19 protein-coding genes are annotated in these 19436 nt (G+C 54.1%); all 19 read right to left on the bottom strand.

Translation table 11 applies throughout. From position 1 onward, the window contains the following. Positions 1-70: 70 nt before the first annotated feature. Positions 71-1750 carry a glycerol-3-phosphate dehydrogenase/oxidase gene (locus AC0YOA_RS32885; RefSeq protein WP_475790183.1) on the bottom strand — a complete coding sequence of 560 codons (1680 nt, stop codon included), beginning with the start codon at positions 1748-1750 and terminating at the stop codon, positions 71-73. Positions 1751-1996: 246 nt separating this feature from the next. Next, the gene (gene glpK, locus AC0YOA_RS32880; RefSeq protein ID WP_475790182.1) at positions 1997-3508 is read right to left on the bottom strand and encodes a glycerol kinase GlpK; all 1512 of its coding nucleotides are present in this window, start codon (positions 3506-3508) and stop codon (positions 1997-1999) included. Positions 3509-3557: 49 nt separating this feature from the next. Then, complete coding sequence (locus AC0YOA_RS32875) at positions 3558-4112, bottom strand: glycerol-3-phosphate responsive antiterminator (protein WP_210039709.1); 555 nt, start codon at positions 4110-4112, stop codon at positions 3558-3560. 245 nt (positions 4113-4357) lie between these two features. Continuing rightward, complete coding sequence (locus AC0YOA_RS32870; protein ID WP_475790181.1) at positions 4358-5698, bottom strand: LLM class flavin-dependent oxidoreductase; 1341 nt, start codon at positions 5696-5698, stop codon at positions 4358-4360. 137 nt (positions 5699-5835) lie between these two features. Continuing rightward, positions 5836-6366 (bottom strand): GNAT family N-acetyltransferase, encoded by a 531-nt coding sequence (locus AC0YOA_RS32865; protein WP_475790180.1) that lies wholly within the window; start codon positions 6364-6366, stop codon positions 5836-5838. A 59-nt stretch (positions 6367-6425) separates the two neighbouring features. Then, the gene (locus AC0YOA_RS32860; protein WP_475790179.1) at positions 6426-6905 is read right to left on the bottom strand and encodes a DinB family protein; all 480 of its coding nucleotides are present in this window, start codon (positions 6903-6905) and stop codon (positions 6426-6428) included. 40 nt (positions 6906-6945) lie between these two features. After that, entirely contained in the window at positions 6946-8040 is a 1095-nt protein-coding gene (gene solA / locus AC0YOA_RS32855) for an N-methyl-L-tryptophan oxidase (protein ID WP_475790178.1), read from the bottom strand. 14 nt (positions 8041-8054) lie between these two features. Beyond that, the gene (locus AC0YOA_RS32850) at positions 8055-9251 is read right to left on the bottom strand and encodes a M20 peptidase aminoacylase family protein (RefSeq protein ID WP_475790177.1); all 1197 of its coding nucleotides are present in this window, start codon (positions 9249-9251) and stop codon (positions 8055-8057) included. Positions 9252-9272: 21 nt separating this feature from the next. Beyond that, a complete protein-coding gene (locus tag AC0YOA_RS32845) occupies positions 9273-10283 on the bottom strand; it encodes an LLM class flavin-dependent oxidoreductase (protein WP_475790176.1) in 1011 nt (336 codons plus the stop codon). A gap of 18 nt (positions 10284-10301) precedes the next feature. After that, complete coding sequence (locus AC0YOA_RS32840) at positions 10302-11054, bottom strand: amino acid ABC transporter ATP-binding protein (protein WP_475790175.1); 753 nt, start codon at positions 11052-11054, stop codon at positions 10302-10304. Continuing rightward, positions 11051-11761 (bottom strand): amino acid ABC transporter permease, encoded by a 711-nt coding sequence (locus AC0YOA_RS32835; RefSeq protein WP_475790174.1) that lies wholly within the window; start codon positions 11759-11761, stop codon positions 11051-11053. The genes AC0YOA_RS32840 and AC0YOA_RS32835 overlap by 4 nt, the downstream gene beginning before the upstream one ends. Next, positions 11758-12540, bottom strand: a complete 783-nt coding sequence (locus AC0YOA_RS32830) for an amino acid ABC transporter permease (RefSeq protein ID WP_475790173.1) — start codon at positions 12538-12540, stop codon at positions 11758-11760. The genes AC0YOA_RS32835 and AC0YOA_RS32830 overlap by 4 nt, the downstream gene beginning before the upstream one ends. Positions 12541-12578: 38 nt before the next feature. Further along, positions 12579-13439, bottom strand: coding sequence for a transporter substrate-binding domain-containing protein (locus AC0YOA_RS32825; RefSeq protein WP_475790172.1), 861 nt, complete (start codon positions 13437-13439; stop codon positions 12579-12581). A gap of 173 nt (positions 13440-13612) precedes the next feature. Continuing rightward, entirely contained in the window at positions 13613-14494 is an 882-nt protein-coding gene (locus AC0YOA_RS32820) for a LysR family transcriptional regulator (protein WP_475790171.1), read from the bottom strand. Between the two features lie 130 nt (positions 14495-14624). After that, positions 14625-14912 (bottom strand): hypothetical protein, encoded by a 288-nt coding sequence (locus AC0YOA_RS32815; protein WP_475790170.1) that lies wholly within the window; start codon positions 14910-14912, stop codon positions 14625-14627. Between the two features lie 6 nt (positions 14913-14918). Next, a complete protein-coding gene (gene ssuE, locus AC0YOA_RS32810) occupies positions 14919-15482 on the bottom strand; it encodes an NADPH-dependent FMN reductase (protein WP_210039697.1) in 564 nt (187 codons plus the stop codon). 388 nt (positions 15483-15870) lie between these two features. Further along, the gene (locus tag AC0YOA_RS32805) at positions 15871-16170 is read right to left on the bottom strand and encodes a hypothetical protein (protein ID WP_475790169.1); all 300 of its coding nucleotides are present in this window, start codon (positions 16168-16170) and stop codon (positions 15871-15873) included. A 141-nt stretch (positions 16171-16311) separates the two neighbouring features. Further along, positions 16312-16842 carry a type 1 glutamine amidotransferase domain-containing protein gene (locus AC0YOA_RS32800; RefSeq protein ID WP_475790168.1) on the bottom strand — a complete coding sequence of 177 codons (531 nt, stop codon included), beginning with the start codon at positions 16840-16842 and terminating at the stop codon, positions 16312-16314. Positions 16843-16975: 133 nt separating this feature from the next. After that, a complete protein-coding gene (gene helD / locus AC0YOA_RS32795) occupies positions 16976-19315 on the bottom strand; it encodes an RNA polymerase recycling motor HelD (RefSeq protein WP_475790167.1) in 2340 nt (779 codons plus the stop codon). Positions 19316-19436 lie beyond the last annotated feature (121 nt).

The raw sequence follows: 19436 nt of genomic DNA, 5'->3' as shown, positions 1-19436 counted from the left end.
TGTTCACTCATGTTCAGGAAGTGATAGGTAAAATGCGGTATTCAAATAATTACCGTTCAGAACGGCAAGTTTATGCGTTGTCCGCATCCGCGCTGACCGTTGCGACCGCCGCTTCCAGCCCGGCGTCAAGCTCCGCTTTATAGCTTGAAGACTGGGATTCCGTCCAGTTCAGACGTTTGCCCATCCAGGCATGAACGGCTTCCTTCCAGCGGTACACCCGCGAGATATCGAAGAACAGCGCACCTGTCCGGCGGATCCAGAAATCCATCGGCGTGAGGGTCATTTCCTCATTGAGCGCATACTCCACGGACGCAAACAGCTCCAAAGGAAGTCCGGATTGCTCATGCTCCTGCTTCCGGTCTTTCATGATCTGATGCAGCGAGCCGACATTGGAGCCGTAGAAACTGGCCAGCCGCTCCGCCGCTTCCGTTGACAGACCAAGCTTGACGCCCCGGGATGTCTGATCGGCAATAAATGCGCCAAAGCCTTTCGAGCCTCCGACATCGCCTCCGGAGAGAGCCGCGTGCCTGGTCAGGCAGGCGGGGAAAGCTGAACCCTGCTGGCGGGTCAGCTCCTCCGCCGCTTTATTCACGACTGCTTCGGCCATTTTGCGGTAACCGGTCAGCTTGCCCCCGGCAATGGACAGCAGGCCCGATGGGGAGCGGAAAATCTCATCCTTGCGGGAAATTTCCGAAGGGTCTTTGCCCTCCTGGTGAATGAGGGGACGTAGACCTGCCCAACTGGATTCCACATCCATAGCGGTTAAGCGGACTGATGGAAACAAGGCATTCACCGCGCGCAGCAGATAGTCCCTGTCCTCCTTCGTCATCCGCGGCTTCTCGTAATTGCCAGTGTAGGTCGTATCGGTAGTCCCCACATAAGTCTTGCCCGCACGGGGAATAGCGAACACCATCCGCTTGTCGGGTGTATCGAAATAAACGGCCTGATGCAGGGGCAGCCGGGACTGGTCGAAGACCAGATGGACGCCTTTGGTCAGATGAAGCGTCTTGCCCTGGCGCGAACCATCCTTCTCGCGGAGTGTATCCACCCACGGACCGGCTGCATTGACAATTTGTGCGGCATGAATAACCGCCCGTTTCCCCGTCAATTGATCGCTTGCCTCAACGCCAGCCATCTGCCCTGCTTCATATAGAAAATCAACAACCTTCATATAATTAATGGCCCTGGCACCCTCGGCAACAGCCCGCTTCATGACTTCAAGCGTAAGGCGCGCATCGTCCGTGCGGTATTCGACATAATAGCCGCTTCCCTTCAGTCCTTCGCGCTTCAAGAGCGGCAGGCGTTTCAACGTCTCGGCCTGGCTCAGCATACGGCGTCGCTCGCCGCGTTTCACTCCAGCGAGCCAATCGTACAGACGCAGACCAAGCGACGTCGAGAACCAGCCGAAGGTTCCTCCCGTATAGATTGGCAGCACCATCCACTCCGGTGTCGTCACATGGGGCGCATTCTCATACACGATCGCCCGCTCTTTCCCGACTTCGGCCACAACGCCGATCTCAAGCTGCTTCAGATACCGGAGCCCGCCATGGACCAGCTTGGTCGAGCGGCTCGAAGTGCCCGCCGCAAAATCCTGCATCTCCACCAGAGCAGCCCGCATGCCGCGTTTTTGCGCATCAAGCAGAATCCCCGCCCCAGTGATCCCTCCTCCGATGACAAGCAGATCCCAGCGTGTTTCCTCCAGTTTCCTGATGATATCCTCACGGTTAAAGCCTGAAAAGTTAGCCGTCATAAAGTTGTCTCTCCCATTTCCCGTCAATTAGGAAGAAAAGGCTTCTCCGTCCTTTGGGCCGCGAAGTTCGTTTCTTCCCTCAAACCTTGTAGAATTTATAGGCGTGAAGCTCATGCACTCTGACAAAAAGGCTAGAAAAAAGAGAAGCCGCGACAAAACCTTCCCGCAAATTTGCGAAAGGTTATCACGGCTTCTCCATATCTCCGACCCATTATTAACTTGCTTTCATCCTACCACACATTTCAATTATTTGAAAGCCTGAGCTGCCCGGACAGCCCTGCCCCAGCCCTCGTATTTCGCTTCGCGGAGCGATTCCTCCATTCTGCTCTCGAATCGGATATCCAGCTTCCAGAGGCTGGCAAGCTCTGCCCTGGAGCCCCAGAAGCCAACCGCCAGACCGGCCAGAAAGGCCGCTCCCCTTGCCGTCGTCTCGCTGACTGTCGGGCGCTCCACAGCGATTCCCAGCATATCGCTTTGAAACTGCATCAGCAGATTGTTCCGGGAACCGCCGCCATCGACGCGAAAGCTGGCAAATGACAGCCCAGCTTCCCGCTCCATCACCGTGAAGACATCCTTCGCCTGATACGCGATCGCCTCCAGCGTAGCGCGGACAAGCTGCGCTTTGCTGGTTCCTCTTGTCAGCCCGAATACGGCTCCGCGAACCTCATTGTCCCAATACGGGGTGCCCAGCCCGACGAATGCGGGCACCACATACACCCCGTCCGTCGAATCGGCTTTCTCAGCGACCTGCTCGCTTTCCTGGGCGGAGCCGATCAGCTGCAGCTCGTCGCGAAGCCACTGCACCGCCGATCCCGCCACGAAGGTGCTGCCCTCCAAGGCATACTCCACCTTCCCGTCGATCCCCCAGGCAATCGTCGTCAGCAGCCCATGCTCCGAGCGGACGGCTTCGCTGCCGGTATTCACCAGCATGAAGCAGCCGGTGCCGTATGTGTTTTTGGCCATGCCTTTCTCGAAGCATGCCTGACCGAACAGGGAAGCCTGCTGGTCCCCGGCCGCGGCAGCAATCGGGATTGCGTGTCCGGCATACAGCTCATCTGTCGTGTGTCCATATAGATGGGAAGTAGGCTTGACTTCCGGCAGCAGCCCCGGCGGTATATTAAGAATCGCCAGCAGCTCCTCATCCCATTTCAGCTCATGAATGTTGTACAGCATCGTGCGCGCCGCATTCGAATAATCCGTTACATGGACGGCGCCGCCGGTCAGCTTCCAGATCAGCCAGGTATCGATGGTGCCGAACAGCAGCTCCCCGGCCTCCGCTCTTTGGCGCACCCCCTCGACATGCTCCAGAATCCATTTGATTTTCGTTGCTGAGAAATAAGCGTCCACCATCAGCCCGGTCTTCTCCCGGATGAGCCTCTCATGACCATCCGCCTTCAACTGCTCGCAAATTCCCACGCTCTGGCGCGACTGCCAGACTACCGCCGAATAGACCGGAATACCTGTATCTTTATCCCAGATGACGGTCGTTTCCCGCTGATTGCAAATCCCGATTCCGGCAATTTGCTCCGGTCCGATGTCATTCTCCTCCAGAACGCGCCGAAGCACCGACTGGGCTGACTCCCAGATTTCCTCCGCGTCATGCTCCACCCATCCCAATTGGGGAAAATGCTGCGTAAATTCCTGCTGGGCGATCCCTCTCATCAATCCCTGCTTATCGAATAAAATGGCTCTTGTGCTGGTGGTACCCTGATCCAATGCCAATATGTAAGATTCCGTAGAATGTTCCGCCTGGTTCATCCTTAACCACAATCCTTTCCGGGGCTTTATTTTCGAAGCAAGTTCCGTTTTACATAAAATGCTTCCACAATGCCGCATTGCTTGTGGTGACGGCAGTCGCACCCGCTGTAAGCGCTCTCTCCACATCCTCCGCCGTCCGGATGAAGCCGCCGGCAAGTATGGGAATGCCCGCCTCCTCATGCACTTCCTTGATGATGTCCGGCATAATCCCGGGCAGCACTTCAATATAATCCGGCTGCGTGCGCCGAAGCAGCGCATAATTCTTCTGGAGGGCACCGGAGTCCAGCAGGAACAGTCGCTGAATCGCCAGCAGCTTGTTCTGCTTGGTTTTGGTGATGACGCCGGCGCGTGTAGACATGATGCCTGCCGGTTGAATCACCTGGCAGAGAAATTCAGCCGCATACTCGTCATTCTTGAGGCCTTCGATCAGATCCGCATGAATGAGCACCTGCTTGCCGCAGGACTTGGCCAGCTGAACAAGCGACTGAAGCTGACTGATATGGCTGTCCAGCAGCACGATGTACTGATAGGAAAAATTCAGCAATTTCTCGAAATCCTTTATATTTCTGGCGGCAGGCAAAATGAGCTGTTGCTGAAATGGCATTCCGAATCCGTCCCCCCAAGCCTCGAATCGCATTGCTATCTTGCAAATAAACAAAAAAACACATAAAATCATCCCTCGCGCACGAGGCGCAGGAGTGTCTATGTGAATTTCTCCGATTCTTCCGTCACAATATGAACTTGAATCTAATTGTAGCTTCACCGCTGCCATGCGTCAAGCGCAATAACCCCGCATCAGCATCAATGCGGGGTTATCTGCAAGCCTTTCAAACGCCAGCTGCTTCATTCTCAGCCATTGACATCAGCGGTCCTGTTCGCGGCCGCATAGCGGTTGGCCGGAATCGGAATGCCCAGATTGCCGCGTAGCGTATCCGATTCGTATTCCGTACGGTACAATCCGCGCTCCTGCAGAATCGGCACCACCAGTTCAACGAAATCCTTCAGGCCGCTCGGAATGGGAGTATGGATGATAAATCCGTCGGCAGCCTTTTCCTCATGCCACTGCTGGATCAAGTCGGCGATTTTCTCCGGCGTGCCGATGAAGGCACCACGCGGCGTTGCCGAGCGGAGGGCAACCTGCCGCAGGGTAAGACTTTGTTCCTTGGCCTGTTTTTTGATTTTATCCGTTCCGCTGCGGAAGCTGTTTTTGCCCAAATCACCCACATCCGGGAATGCCTCATCAAGCGGATACTGTGAAAAATCATGATGCTCGAAGAAACGTCCCAAATAATTGAGCGCATTCTCAATGCTGACAAGTCCGGCAATTTCCTCGTATTTGCGTTCCGCTTCTTCTTCTGTTGCCCCAATGATGGGCCCTATGCCCGGCAGAATCACAATATCGTCCTCGGAACGGCCGTTCGCAATGGCGTTGTCCTTAATTTCCTTGTAGAACTGTTTGGCTTCCTCTATGCTCTCATGTCCGGTGAAGACCGCATCGGCTGCCTTGCCCGCCAGCTTCTTCCCGCTCTCGGATGACCCGGCCTGGAAAATAACCGGCTGCCCCTGTCTGGATCTTGCAATATTCAATGGTCCTTGTACAGAGAAATAAGTGCCTTTATGATTGAGCGTGTGCAGCTTGGAAGGATCGAAGAAAACGCCAGATTCCTTATCGCGGATGAACGCGTCATCCTCCCACGAATCCCACAGTCCCTGCGTAACCTCTAGATATTCCTCAGCGATTTTGTACCGTTCATCATGGGACGGATGCTCGGTTTTGCCATAATTTTTGGCGGAGCCCTCAAGCGGCGATGTCACCACATTCCACCCGGCCCGGCCGCCGCTGATATGGTCCAGCGAGCCGAACTGCCTGGCAACCGTGAAGGGCTCGCTGTACGAGGAGGACAATGTTCCTACCAAGCCGATATGCGAGGTAGCAGCGGCAAGCGCGGACAGAATCGTGATCGGTTCAAAGCGGTTGAGAAAATGCGGGATGGATTTCTCATTGATGTAGAGACCATCGGCGATAAATACCAGATCGAATTTCCCCGCCTCTGCCGTTTGCGCCTGCTGCTTGTAGAACTCAAAATTCACGCTGGCATCTACCGGGACCTCGGGATGCCGCCATACGGACACATTGCCGCCCACCCCATGAATCAGTGCGCCAAATTTGATTAGCTTGCGATTTGCCATGCCAAATTCCTCCTCTGTGGACTTCCGGTGAAATAAACAGGCGGCGCAGGCGGAACCGTCTGCTCTGTTGCTGCTTACGCTTCTCTAGACGATTTCCGCCTATTCCGCCAGTTCATCGCCGGTATTTTGACCAGCCTCTATAATAACAACGCGGTTTCGTTCAGCTGCAGCCGGTAGCTCTTTACCAGCAGATTGCCGTTCATAATATCTTTGTCAAACGCCCTTTCGAAGCCAAGGCGCTCATATAATCGCACTGCGGAATCCATCATATCGGATGTGTGCAAATGAACCGTTTGGGCGCCCCACTCCCTGCATTCTCTGGCGCATGCGCGGATAAGCTCAGTCGCGACTCCAAGCCCGCGCGCTTTACGGGAAACCGCAAGCAGCCGGATAACGGGATTTTGGATATCCAGATCGCTTCTCCCATAAGCGGCTTCGGAGGAATCAAACAGGAATACGCTGCCGACAATTTCCCCATTCAGCTCCGCAACCAAACGCAATTTCGTTGCCGCCTCGCTCACGGAGGAGATAATATTCTCCTTATATGCTTCCCAGCGATCCTCGGGGAGCGTCTGTTCATACTGGCCGTATGCATCCAATAATACCGCCTGGACAGCATCCGCATCCGTGTCTATCGCCTCACGAATGACAATCGTTTTCGTTGACATCGCATTCACCTGCTTCCCGAAGTTCTCACAACTGTATGTGCATCATGCAATCCCACCTATTAAGCCTGTGGTAAAAGAACTTTGCTCTTGATGCGCTCGATTTGACCAATATGATTACCTGCATGATTGATAAAGGATTGGATAATCGTCGACAATGCCACCGGATCTCCCTTGAAATTCAAAGCCGTCTTCTCCCAATCCTCAGCGGACAAACGGCGAAACAGAAGGCTGTTATAGACCAGCAGCGCATGGAATACATCGAGAATATCCGAAGCATGACCGGCATTGGGCGTTTGCCCGGCCACCCAGTTATCCTGATTGAAGGCGGGCAAGCGGGCTTCCGAGCCTGCCAGTATTTCGCGGAGCCGGAAGGACACGACGATATTATGGTCTGCCAAATGGGCAAGCACCTCGGTGATGCTCCATTTGCCGGGGGCTTCTTTTTCAGTCAATTGTTCTTCTGTCAGGCCGGCAACGGCCTGCTTCAACTGCTCATACGTCTCCAGATAGGATTCTATATTAATAGTCGTCTGACTCATCTTAATTCCTCCTTATAAGTATCCGGTTTTTAGCCCTCACCTAACGCAAAGCAAACCGGGATAACGAAAATAATCCAATATCCTGTACTGACTTGCCCTTCTCGATCAAGTCAGCCGCAATTTCGCCGACCACGCTGGCAAACTTGAACCCATGTCCGGAGAAGCCGCCGGCGAGCAGCACATTCCGATGCTCCGGATGGGTGTCGATGATGAAATCCTCGTCCGGGGTCATCTCATATTTGCATACCGCGACGCTCAGCAGCCTCCCTGCAGCCCCCGGCATGAATGCCGAGAGCGCCCTGCGCAGATCGCCTTCATCCTCCGGATAGAAGCCGAATGGAGCAAGCTCCTCGCCGGGCTTCCATTCCACTCCGGTGTCATGCCTTCCGATCTTGAGACCTTTACCGTCTATGCTTGGAAATCCATAATAGCCGCCGTCCTTGGTTCCAAGCGTAAATCCGGGAAATACACCGGAATCAAATCCGTTCCCTTCCGTTTCAAACCAGCCGACGACCTTGCGGACGGATCGGATAGGCAGGGAAATGAACGGTTCCAGACGCTTGAACCACGCTCCGGCGCTGATCAATACTTTGCCGGCGTGAAAGATGTTGTCTTTGGAACGGACGGTAACTCCACCCGCATCCGGCACAATATCCGTAACGAATGTATTCGTGAGCAGCCCGGCGCCTGCTTCTAAAGCAGCGCGTTTATAGGCGGCAACGCATCTCTCGCTGTACAGGTAACCGGCATTCGGCTCATACATGCCTTCAAAGCCGTTCGGCAGCCGCACTCCTGGCCAGCGGCTGCGAATTTGCGCGGCATTGAGCAGTTCTGTGGTTACCCCAAGCGCAGCGGCATCATCAAGGCGGACGTCGTAGGAATAGACATTCGGATCGGACATATTGAGCACACCCGAGCGCTCCAGCAGCTTCTCCCCGGTCAGTTTCTCCAGCTCAAGCCACCGTTCATCGGCGCGCAGCGCCATGGATACATAAGCTGCGCCGCCATGATAGGCGTGACGGATGAGACGCGCCTCGCCATGATGACTGCCCAGCGCATGCGGTGGATCAAATGCATCGATCAGCAGCGTCTTCAGACCGCGGCGGGCAAGCTCGTAACCTGCGCTCATCCCCATGGAGCCGGCTCCAATCACGATCGCGTCATATGTTCGTTGAATGATAATGGTGAACCCTCCTGCCCGCTCAATCGATTGATGGCGTCAACAGCCAGCTCCGCAAAGAAAGATGCGGCGACCGGCAGTGCCGCTTCATCCACATCAAAAGCGGGATGATGCCACTCTTGCGGCCCCGATGTCCCCATGAACACAAACACGCCGGGCACCTTTTTCAGATAAAAGGCAAAGTCCTCCCCAGCCGGGGACGGAGCGGGCCGGACAACCGTCAGGCCAAGCGATTCCGCTGTCTGCGACGCCTGGGACGCCCACTTCCGATCGTTAATCACCGCCGGCGGCCCGTCAATCCAGTTGACTCTGGCTTTGGTCCCAAAGGCTGCGGCCACGCCGCTGACCACCTGCTCGAAACGCTCCAGCACCCTGCTGCGCACATCCTCGTCAAAGGTGCGGATGGTGCCGTCGAAGATGGCCCTGTCGGCAATTACATTCCAGGCCGTCCCGCTGTGGAGACGGGTCACGCTGACGACGGCGCTGCCCAGCGCGCTCACATTGCGGCTGACGATCGACTGCAGGGCGGTAATCATATGCGCTGCCGTTACAATCGGATCAAGACCGGCTTCCGGAACCGCCGCATGTGTGCCCAGCCCTTCCACCGCAACTTCAAATCCATCGGCGGCAGCCATAATCGGGCCCTCTTTGATACCGATGGTTCCCACCGGCAGGTCCGGTTTGTTATGCATGCCGAATACGGCTTGAACGCCTTCCAGAGCGCCGCTTGCGATAACCTGCTGCGCGCCTCTCGCCTTCTCCTCGGCGGGCTGGAACAGGAAGCGCACCGTTCCGCGGAGCTCCTTCTCCCTGTTTTTGAGCAGCAGCGCCGTGCCGATAATGGATGCGGTATGAAAATCATGTCCGCAGGCATGCATCCTGCCGGTAATGCGGGACGCGAAGGGCAAGCCGGTCTCTTCCTGAATCGGCAGCGCGTCGATATCCGCCCGCACGGCAACAACAGGCCCGCCATGCAGACCGCCGATTTCCGCGACGAGTCCGGTTTTGAGCGGATAGTCGGCGATGCGGATGCCGGCCTCCGTCAACCACCGGCGTATCGATGCGGTAGTCTCGAATTCCTCGCCCGACACCTCGGGATTCTCATGAAGATGACGGCGTATCGCAATCAACTGCTCCACCAACGGTTCTGCAGAAGACAAACTCATATCAACATCCTCCTTAAAGCTTTATACAGGAAGCTCGGTAAACGCCTGATTCAATAATTTGAACGAATGAATCCGTTTGTCGAACTCCTTCACAATCGTGGTGAAAATAAACTCATCCACGCCATAGATTTCCTTCAGCTCCAGCAGCCTTGCACGGACGGTTTCCTTGGTGCCTTTCGTAATATCCGCATCCCGGATTTCATAAGTAAAGGTCTCCCCGGCCTGCCTCGCGAATTCTTCTGCCTGCTCAAGCGTGCCGACATTCACGGTCTTGCCGCTGGCCAGCGTTACCCGGACATTCTTGAACTCTCCCGCCATTTCCACGGCTTCCTCATGAGTATCCGCCGCGATGACGGACAATGCAAGGATGGTTTTCGGCTGTGCGCCGGTTTCCCGATTGAAATGGCTCCGATAGACTTCAAAAGCCTTCTTAGCCGTTTCCGGATCATTGTTGATAAATAAGGCAAAGGCATAGGGGTAACCGCGCTCGGCGGCCAGCTCGGCGCTGCTTACGCTGGTGCCAAGCATATGAATGGCAGCCGGCTGCTGAGTGAGCGGATTCGCCTGAAGACCTGCGAGCGGGTGATCCTCCCCTGCCGGACTGTGGAGAAACTGCTCCAGCTCTGTCAGCTTCTCGGCTAGGGACGGTGACTCCGTCTGCCCCTTCTGCAGCGCTTTGGTGGAACGCGGCAGTCCGCCGGGCGCCCGGCCAATGCCGAGCTCCACGCGGCCTGGCGCCAGCGCCGCCAGCACGTTGAAATTTTCGGCTACCTTATAAGGGCTGTAATGCTGCAGCATGACGCCTCCCGATCCGATCCGGATCTTCTCTGTCCGGGCCAGAAGATAGGAAATCAGCACCTCCGGGGAGGAGCCGGCCATCAGGGGCGAATCATGATGCTCAGACACCCAGAAACGCTCAAAACCAAGCGATTCCGCCAGCTGCGCCAGTTTGACGGTATTGGCCAGAGCCTCGCCCGGCGTTTGCCCCGGGAACACAATGCTTTGATCTAAAATACCAAATTTTACAGCCATTTGCATCCGCTCCAATCGTTATATGGAATACACGCCTTCCGGCGTAATGCGCTTCAGGAACTGCTTGGTCCGCTCTTCTTTGGGCGAGCCGAAAATCTCTGTTGGCGTGCCTTCCTCCACAATGACGCCGTCATCCATAAAGACGACATGGTTTGCGACATCCTGGGCAAAGCTCATCTCATGGGTCACAATAATCATTGTAATGCCTTCCCTGGCAATCTTGCGGATGACGGCCAGAACCTCTCCCACAAGCTCCGGATCAAGCGCCGAGGTCGGCTCGTCGAACAATATAACATCTGGATTGAGCGCCAGCGCCCGGGCAATTCCCACCCGCTGCTGCTGCCCGCCCGATAATTGGCTCGGATAGGCATCCAGCTTGTTTCCAAGGCCCACCTTCTCCAGATGCTCCAGGCTTATTTTGCGGGCTTCTTCTCTGGAGAGCTTCTTGACGATGATCAGGCCTTCCATAACATTCTCAAGAGCTGTTTTATGGCGGAACAGATTGTACTGCTGGAAGACCATAGCCGTCTTCTGCCGAAGCTGGTGAATATCCGCTTTTGCCGGATTCCTGCAGTTGACAGTGAAGCCGTCAATGGAAATTTCCCCGCCGCTTGCTCTCTCCAAATAATTGATGCAGCGCAGCAGAGTGGTTTTGCCGGAGCCGCTTGGCCCGAGAATGGCAACGACTTCGCCTTTTTTGACCGTCAGATCGATGCCCTTGAGCACCTGGTGGCGGCCGAAGGACTTGGTGATTTGGGTAAGCCTGATCATGCTACTCCCCCCTTGTTGTAAACGTTGATCCTTCTCTCGATAAGACCCGTTGCCCGCTCGATCAGGAAGGTCAGTGCCCAGAAGATCAGCGCGGCCGCAATATAGGCTTCTGCGAACTTCCAGTTCGTCGAGGCGACGATCTGGGCCTTGGCGTTAAGATCCACAACCGATACCGTAAAAGCGAGTGTTGAACCGTGCAGCATGCCGATGACATTGTTCGAAAGATTCGGCAGTGAAGCGGCGAGCGCCTGCGGGAATAAAATCCGCCTTAGCGCCTGCGGGGTGGTCATTCCCACCGAATAGGCCGCCTCCATCTGCCCTTTGTTGACTGCCAGCAGGCCTGACCGTATGACCTCCGACATATAGGCGCTGGCTGTGATGGAGAAGGAGATATACGCAAAACCGATCATCGGGATCGAAGCCGAGTTGAAGGACCAGCCGAACTGCTCAGCCAGGCTGTCTATGATCAGCTGAAGCCCGAAATAGATGAGAAGCAGATGCGTCAGCATCGGCGTGCCCCGAATAAAGGTCACATAGGATGCCGCGATAGGGTAGAGCACAGGCACTTTATAGATGCGGATCAGAGCAATGGCCGTCCCGATAATAAAGCCGCAGCTCACGGAGACAATCGTAATGTACAGGGTTGTCGGCAGCGCCGCGAGCAGTCCCACGACGGCGGTCCAGATGAATGACGGGTCCAGCTTCATAGTCTCGTCTCCCCTCTGCCAATGCCGAATGCGCCCGTAACGTGGCGGTAGACCATGTTTATTCCTCTGCGCCTCCGGGTCTTCTCAACAGCCTGATTCTCGTGCCGGAGCAGCCTGCTTTCCAACTTGTTGAACATTTTCTCCAGAATAAAGCTGATAATAAAATAGATGATCGCCAGTGAAATATACGTTTCGATAAAATGCTGCGACAGCGCCCCAAGCGTCTGCGCCTTGCCGGTCATTTCCATAATGCCAAGCGTGAACGCCAGGGACGTGTCCTTGAGCGTGGCAATAACCAGATTGGCGAACACGGGAACGGAGATCGCGAGCGCCTGCGGCAGCATGATGCGGGAGAATGCCTGATAACCCGTCATGCCCACCGAGTAGGCTGCCTCCACCTGCCCCCTGTCCACGGCCGTCACGGCTCCCCGGATCGCCTCGGCCATATATGCCCCGCCATGCAGGGAATACGTCAGAATGACAAAATACAGGACAGGGACACGGGATACATCCAGTTCAATCAGCTTCAGAATCTCCGGCAGCCCGTAGTAGAACAGGAAGAGCTGGATCAGAACAGGCGTGCCGCGAAAAAAGGAAATATACACCTGCGAGAAACGCTGCAGGACCGGAATCCGGTACAATCTGGGGAGCGCGACGAGAAATCCGACAACAATCCCCAGCAGAATCGAACTGGCCACAATGAGAAGGGTGATTCTCAGCGTAGGCAGAAGCTTGATCAGATACTCGAAGACATAGGAAATATCAAAGGGCTCGCCCATCTGCGATCTCACCTTTCATAAGGTTATTCAGCCTTGATCTAGGTGTAATCTTGACCAAGCCAGGTGGTGCTGAGTTTGGAAAGCGTTCCGTCAGCTTTGATTTCCTTGATGGCTTCGTCGATTGCATCGGACAGCTTCTGGTCATCGGCGTCGTTCTTGCGGAATACAAACAGAATTTCAGCATCGCTGAGCGGCTCGCCAACGGTTTTGAGCTTGCCCTGCGGATCGATCAGAGACAGCGAGAAATCAGCTGCAAGCGTAGCGTCGACGCGGCCTGTGGTCAGTTGGTTCACCGTATCATTGGCTGCGCCGCTCTGGTAGACGATGTTGATTTTTTTGTCATGATCCTTGTTGTAATTCTCCAGAATTTGAGCCTCCGCGCTGGTGGCGCCCGTCAGTACTTTTTTTCCTGCCAGATCATCCAGCGTCTTGATGGTGTCATTGTCCTTCGCGACGACGATTTTATTTTTCCAATGTGCGTAAGCCTCTTTGTTAAAGAGATATTTCTCTTCGCGCTCCGGATTTTTCTCCATTTCATGAGCGACGAAGTCGATTTTCTTGGTATCCAGACTGAGCAGCAGGTTGGCAAAATCCATCGTTTGCAGTTCAAATTCATAACCTGCAAGTCGTTTGTCGATTTCCTTCACAAGCTCCACATCAAACCCGGTAAGCTTGCCGTTCTCGTCCAGGAAGCAGACCTTGGGGAACTGCGTTCCCGTTCCGACAATGATTTTTTTAACCTCCTGCGAAGCATCCGTACCGGCGGTATCGGTGGTGTTTACGTTAGCGGCGGCATTCGTTCCGTTGGCGGAACCTTCGTTTGTGTTGTTCTTGCTGCCGCATGCCGAGATGACCAGGACGATAGCGAGAATCAGGGAAAACACAGTAAATTTCTTCATCTTCAAACCCCTCCGATTATGTTCATATATTATGTTTATAATTCCTACCGGATAAGTAAGGATTATAGTTGAGATTTACTTTACACCCCGCCCCGGGCATCGTCAATAGGTGCGCTTATAGAAAGGTTCTATATGAACATTCAAATATCCAATCATCCTGCAGCGGCGGGGCTTCAGCGGATCGAAAGCTCCTTGCCAATGTCCAGAATAGCGTCAATAAACGCCGCATGCTCGCCAAGATTGGCGATCAGATTCGTCTGCATGGAAATGCCGTCCGTCTCTGGAAAATAAATTGGAAACAGCTTGCCGCTGCGGATTTCCTGACGCACGCACCAACCCGGAAGGAAGCACATCCCCGCTTTCTCGATGACGAGCTTCTTGGCCATTTCGGAGTTGTCCGTCTGGATCTGGATATTGGGCGGTTGATCCAGTTTATCGAAGATCCGGTGGATTCGCAGCCAGTCCAGAGCCCCGCACTCGAAGAAAACAAGCGGCTGCCCGGCAATTGCTTCGATCGTAAGCATCGTTTCACCCAGAAACGGGTGGCCTTCATACGTATACAGCTGGATCGGGTCCTCATATAATTTGACCGACTGCAGATTGGGGTGGGAAACATTGCGGACAAAGCCGATGTCCACCTCTTTGTTAAGCACTTTATTGACAATATCATCTGTCACACCTGTGACGATTTTGTACCGGGTTGACGGAAAAACCCGATTCAGCAGCGGAAGCAGCTCCGGAATCAGGTAATTCGAAACCGACAGCGTACAGCCGATTCTGAATTCATCCGGGAGCGATTTCTTCTGGTTGATATTCTGCTTGCCCTTCTGATAAATCAGAAGCAGCTGCTGGGCATAAGGCAGGAACCGCTTGCCTTCTTCCGTAACCTGGATTTGCTTGCCGATCCGGTCAAACAGCTTGCAGTTCAGCTCACGCTCAAGCGATTGAATGCGGGCCGTTACGGACGGCTGCGACAAATACAAGGCTTCGGCAGCCTTGTTGAATCCCCCATAGTGAATGACATAAACGAAAGCTTCCATATTTTCTATATTCATTGCCGTTCATCCCCCTTGATTCGATAGAAACGGAGGCGTAATGCCGTCCCGCTGTCTTCCCTGGATTAAAAGAAAACATTCCGTCTGTATGGACCGGAATGTTTTTTAGAATGGTTTCAGCTCTGGTTTATCAAACCGCCTGCTGCGTACGTTCCAGAAAGGAATCCAGAACATCCGCAAGCTTCCCTCTTCCGAAGGATATAAACTTGCCTGTACTGACGCCTTGATCACGCGCAGCAAATTTAAGAAATTGTATAATTGCTCTTCGTCTATCCATAATATCCTCAAGTCCATAATCGAATAGCCGCTGGTCGATTGTATTGTAGATGCCCCTGTTCAGCTTGAAATGAACCCGGCAGTACTCGTAAAAGGCCAGATCGGGACGCTGCAGCACCTGCTTATCGATACCGGTTCCCATAGCCATTCATCCCGCAGCAATTTCTTTATTGCGTGCTTTCTTCCACTGCAGCTCGTCATGCAGCTGTCCCAGCGCATCATCCAGACGCTGGCGGATTTCCTCCGATACCTCAAAGACATTGTTATCGAAGCGGCTGATCGCCTGGTCTACCGCGTAGACGCCGCCCAGAATATGATGCCCGCCCAATGCGGCAATAACAGGCTTCAGGGCATAGTCGATGGCCAACAAATGCGCAATGGAGCCTCCGATGAAATAAGGCAGCGTAATCTTGTCGCGTAGACCCTTCATCGGTATCAGATCCAGGAAGGTCTTCAAAACGCCGGTGTAGGATGCCTTATAGACCGGGCTGCCGATAATTACGGCATCCGCTTGTTCTACCCAGCCAACCGCCTCGATAATTTCGGGGCTGTTGAAATTGGCCTGAATCAGATCCTGCGCCGGCAGATCGGCGACATGGATCGTTCTGATCTCATGTCCCCATGCCTCAAGCCTGGGCTGGCTATATTGAATGAGTCCGTACAATCTCGAGCTCCGGTTCGTGCTGCCTGATATAATCACGATTTGTGCCATTGAATGACCTCCTGAAAGTTTTTAGGACGAAGGAGACAATACCTGCTTCCTTGAGCATGCACTTCTGCATATGATGGATATCATTTATTCACGACAAATACCTAGTATTCCAATAAGAATTAATGTTGAGCTAAATATAGCAAAATTTCTCTCCTTTGTCTATACATCTTCAGCTAAAGAATTGGCTTATCAGCCATCCTCTGAGCCGGACAAGCTGCTTGTTCCGCATGTATAAGATATTGCCCTTGCCTGGAGCGCAGGCATAGCAAAACACCTCTCTCGCTCCGAGAGGTGCCTGCCGATTCTTCTATCAGGGCCTGGGCAGCCAGGTTTCCTATCTTCCATAAAACTGCGATCCCTTGCAGACCGTGTTCTCCGCCCGCATCCTTCACCAGCTTGGTCTGAGTAAGCCCCAGATCCTTGTAAAGCACCGCTCCGCTGTAAAATTGATCTCCCAGCAGCGAAATATTTTGCCGGAAATGTCTACAATCGCCACAGGCTTGTTACCGATTGCAGCCTGCAGCCGCTCTTTGGCTTTGGCCGCTTTGGCCTCATAATCGGCAATTGCCCTCTCGGCCATTTCTGACTTGTTCAGCAGCCCGCCCAGCATCCGGAGGGCCTTGCGCCCATCAGTACCGGACATGGCGAAAGAATAGGTCGGAGCGATTTTCGCGTAGTTTTCATACATGCCGTCAGCTGCTTGCCCCGATAATCTCTCCTACAGTTACTGAACCGCAAAAAAAACCATACCGGACGCGGGGGAGCGTGTCCGATATGGCCCCTTCAATATACATATATTTTCACATTATCGGCAGCAGCAACGTCCGGATTAAGACCTAACCCCGTTCGTGACTTCAACCGCATGCAGCGTTTCACGGATAAAGGCGGGAAGGTCCTGCGGCGTTCTCGAAGTGATCAGATTGCCGTCAACGACAACTTCCTTATCTACAAAAGTAGCGCCGGCGTTGCGCATATCATCCTGCAGCACCGGAACACTGGTGATCGTGCGCCCTTTGAGCAGCCCGGCGCTGATCAGCAGCTGCGGGCCGTGGCAGACCGCCGAAACGGTCTTGTTCGCCTGCAACATGGCAGTGACGAATTTTTTCATACCTGCATCCAGGCGGATATTCTCCGGGGACGAACCGCCGGGAATGATGACCGCATCGAATTCCTCGGGTTTAACGTAGCCAATCGCTTTATCCGCGGTATAGCCCGCCTTCCCCTGCTTCCCTTTCAAGGTCTCTCCTGCTTTCAAACCGACAATTACCGCTTCGTGCCCTTTTTGCCTGACAGCCTCATAGGGCTCTGACATTTCGGAGTCTTCGAACTCCTGACCTAATAGAAAAGCAATTCTAGCCATCGAAAACCAGCTCCTTCTTTGTCATGATATACTGCGAAGACGGTCCCACCTACGATACGTATATTACCCTTCAGGCACAGCAAATAATCACACGGGCGGCAAAAATTGGACTTTTATGTCCTGCTGTCTGCTGCTAACTCTCCAATTGAATAAAGGGGCTCCACTGCCCTATCGCATACAAATGCAGCTCATGCATCGCCCGCGTGCACACTGTATAGAACAGCCTCCGCTCGCTCTCCCGGCCATATTGGACAGCTGACGCATTATAGACAATGACAGCGTCGAACTCCACCCCCTTGGCCAGATAGGAGGGAATGACCACTACGCCGGATTCGAAGGTCGTGGATTCCCGTTCAACAAGATGAAGCCCCGGGATCACTTCGCTGAAGGCCCGGTAGGCCAGCATGCTCTCCGCGGCTGTTTTGCAAATAATCGCAACCGTCTGATGTCCGGCTTGAAGTAAACCGGCAACCGTGCCGGAAATGAGCTTGTGCAGCTCCTCTTCGCCAGTGACAAGCGTCAGCGCTGGCTCCTCGCCATCCCGGTTGAACGGCTGAATAACCTCTCCTCCTTCGATGCAGCGGCTCGTAAACTCCACGATCTGCCGCGTCGAGCGGTAGCTTCGGGTCAGCGTGATGGTTTCCGTATCCTCCGGATCATAGAGAGCGGATAATGCCTTGAATCCGCTGCTTCCTGCCGCGTTATGGGCATTAATCGACTGGTTCAGATCCCCGAGCGCCGTTACTCTGCTGTGCGGAAACAGCCGCTTCAGGAAGGCGAACTGAAAAGCGGTATAGTCCTGCGCTTCGTCAATCAGCAGATGACGTACGGAGGTATTCGTATGAAAGCCGCGCACACGTTCGACCAGATACAAATATGGAGTTGCATCCTCATAGGCCATTTCACCCTTGTCCAGCCTCGCAATCGTTGCCGCGCATATTTCCTCCCAATGCTCCGGAAGGCCGCCCTCAACTTCGGAGGCAAATCTCCGGGCAAAGGCCGGATCGGCATACAGCTGCCGGTAGGTCGCTTTCAGATTGACGAAGGCAAATTTCTTCACCCGCGAGCGGAGCGGTTTGAAGCTCTCGCCAAGGACATAATCAATTAGCTCCTCGCGTTCAAGGTCATGGTCATCAAAGGTCGAGCCGGAGTATTGTTTTTTTCGTTTCAGGTTCTGATAAATCCGGGCATAGGTCTCATTATCCAGCAGCTCGATGGCATCCATCGCCCAATCCTCCCCGCGCGCCTCCTTCTGGCGCTCGCTCAGACGCTGCAGCAGCCTCTGGGCGACCAGGCGCAGACGGTTCGGAACAGCCATTGACGGGTCCAGCGAATAGAAGGACTCCGCTATGCCCTCTGCCGTTACGACGGCCTTCCCGCGGAAGACAAGATCGCGGAATAGCAGTCCCTGACTGCCCAGTTCAGCCAAATAGCGATCCATCAGCGCGACGAAGCCGCCCGAAGCCTTGAACCGGATCCCTTCAATGCGGGCTTCGTAGCCCGGCTGATCCATTCCCGTCAGCGCGTATTCCAGCTGGGCATACGGATTCTCCAGCCGGAAGGCCCTCCCGATCCGGTAGGCCAGATAGTCCTGGAAGGTCGTCTGCTCCATATTTTCCTCGCCAAGCTCGGGAAGAACGGTAGAAACATAGCTGTTGAACATCGGATTTGGCGAGAACAGCACAATTTGATCGGCTTTCAGAATGCCCCGGTACCGGTAAAGCAGATAGGCTACTCTCTGCAGCGCGGCAGAGGTCTTGCCGCTGCCAGCGGCGCCCTGAACAACCAGCAGGCGGCTGCGCTCATTGCGGATGATCCGGTTCTGCTCCCCTTGGATGGTCGCCACGATGCTCTTCATCTGCGCGTCGGATTGTTTGCCCAGCACCTCCTGGAGCAGTTCATCCCCTATAGTCACACCGGTATCGAATAAGCTGACAATAATGCCGTCGCGGATTACAAATTGTCTCTTCACCTTCAGCTCGCCATGAATCGTTCCGGATGGAGTCTCGACCTCTGCAGGACCAGGAGGATAGTCGTAATAGAGACTGGATATGGGAGCCCGCCAATCATAGATCAGATAATTCTCATCCGCGCGGTCACGAAGGGAGGCAATTCCCAGGTAGATACAATCCTCCTGCTGCTCCCCGTCTTCCATAAAATCAATCCGTCCGAAGTAGGGGGAATTCCGCAGCTTCCTGAGTGTTCTAAGCTGTACGGACGCCTGGCCGTGAGTACGCTCACGCTCGGACAGCAGCTCGGCCTGCTGCTTCATGCTGGCAAAGGTTTCTGCGACTTCCGCAGTATCTTCAAAGTTGACGGTTACGTCTTCCCAGAAATTTTTCCGTATTTCGACCATTTCGGATTTTGACTCCAATGTTTCCTGCTCCAGCAGATCTATGCGTGTATCGATCTGTTCTACGACCTCATCCACGCGCCGCTGTTCCTCTGTCCAATCCTGATTGGTTTCGTTCATCGTCTAATCGCCCTCTCATCCAAAAAAAACTATTGACATTCCAACAATTATTATGATATAATTATAGTGGATAACTACGAAAATTTATGATTTTTTCTTTTCTGTCCGTCTATAGATTTTA

It is taken from the genome of Paenibacillus sp. JT22N12 (genome assembly GCF_056269365.1).
Note: the sequence above shows the minus strand (reverse complement) of the source record. Positions and strands in the feature narration are given on the sequence as shown.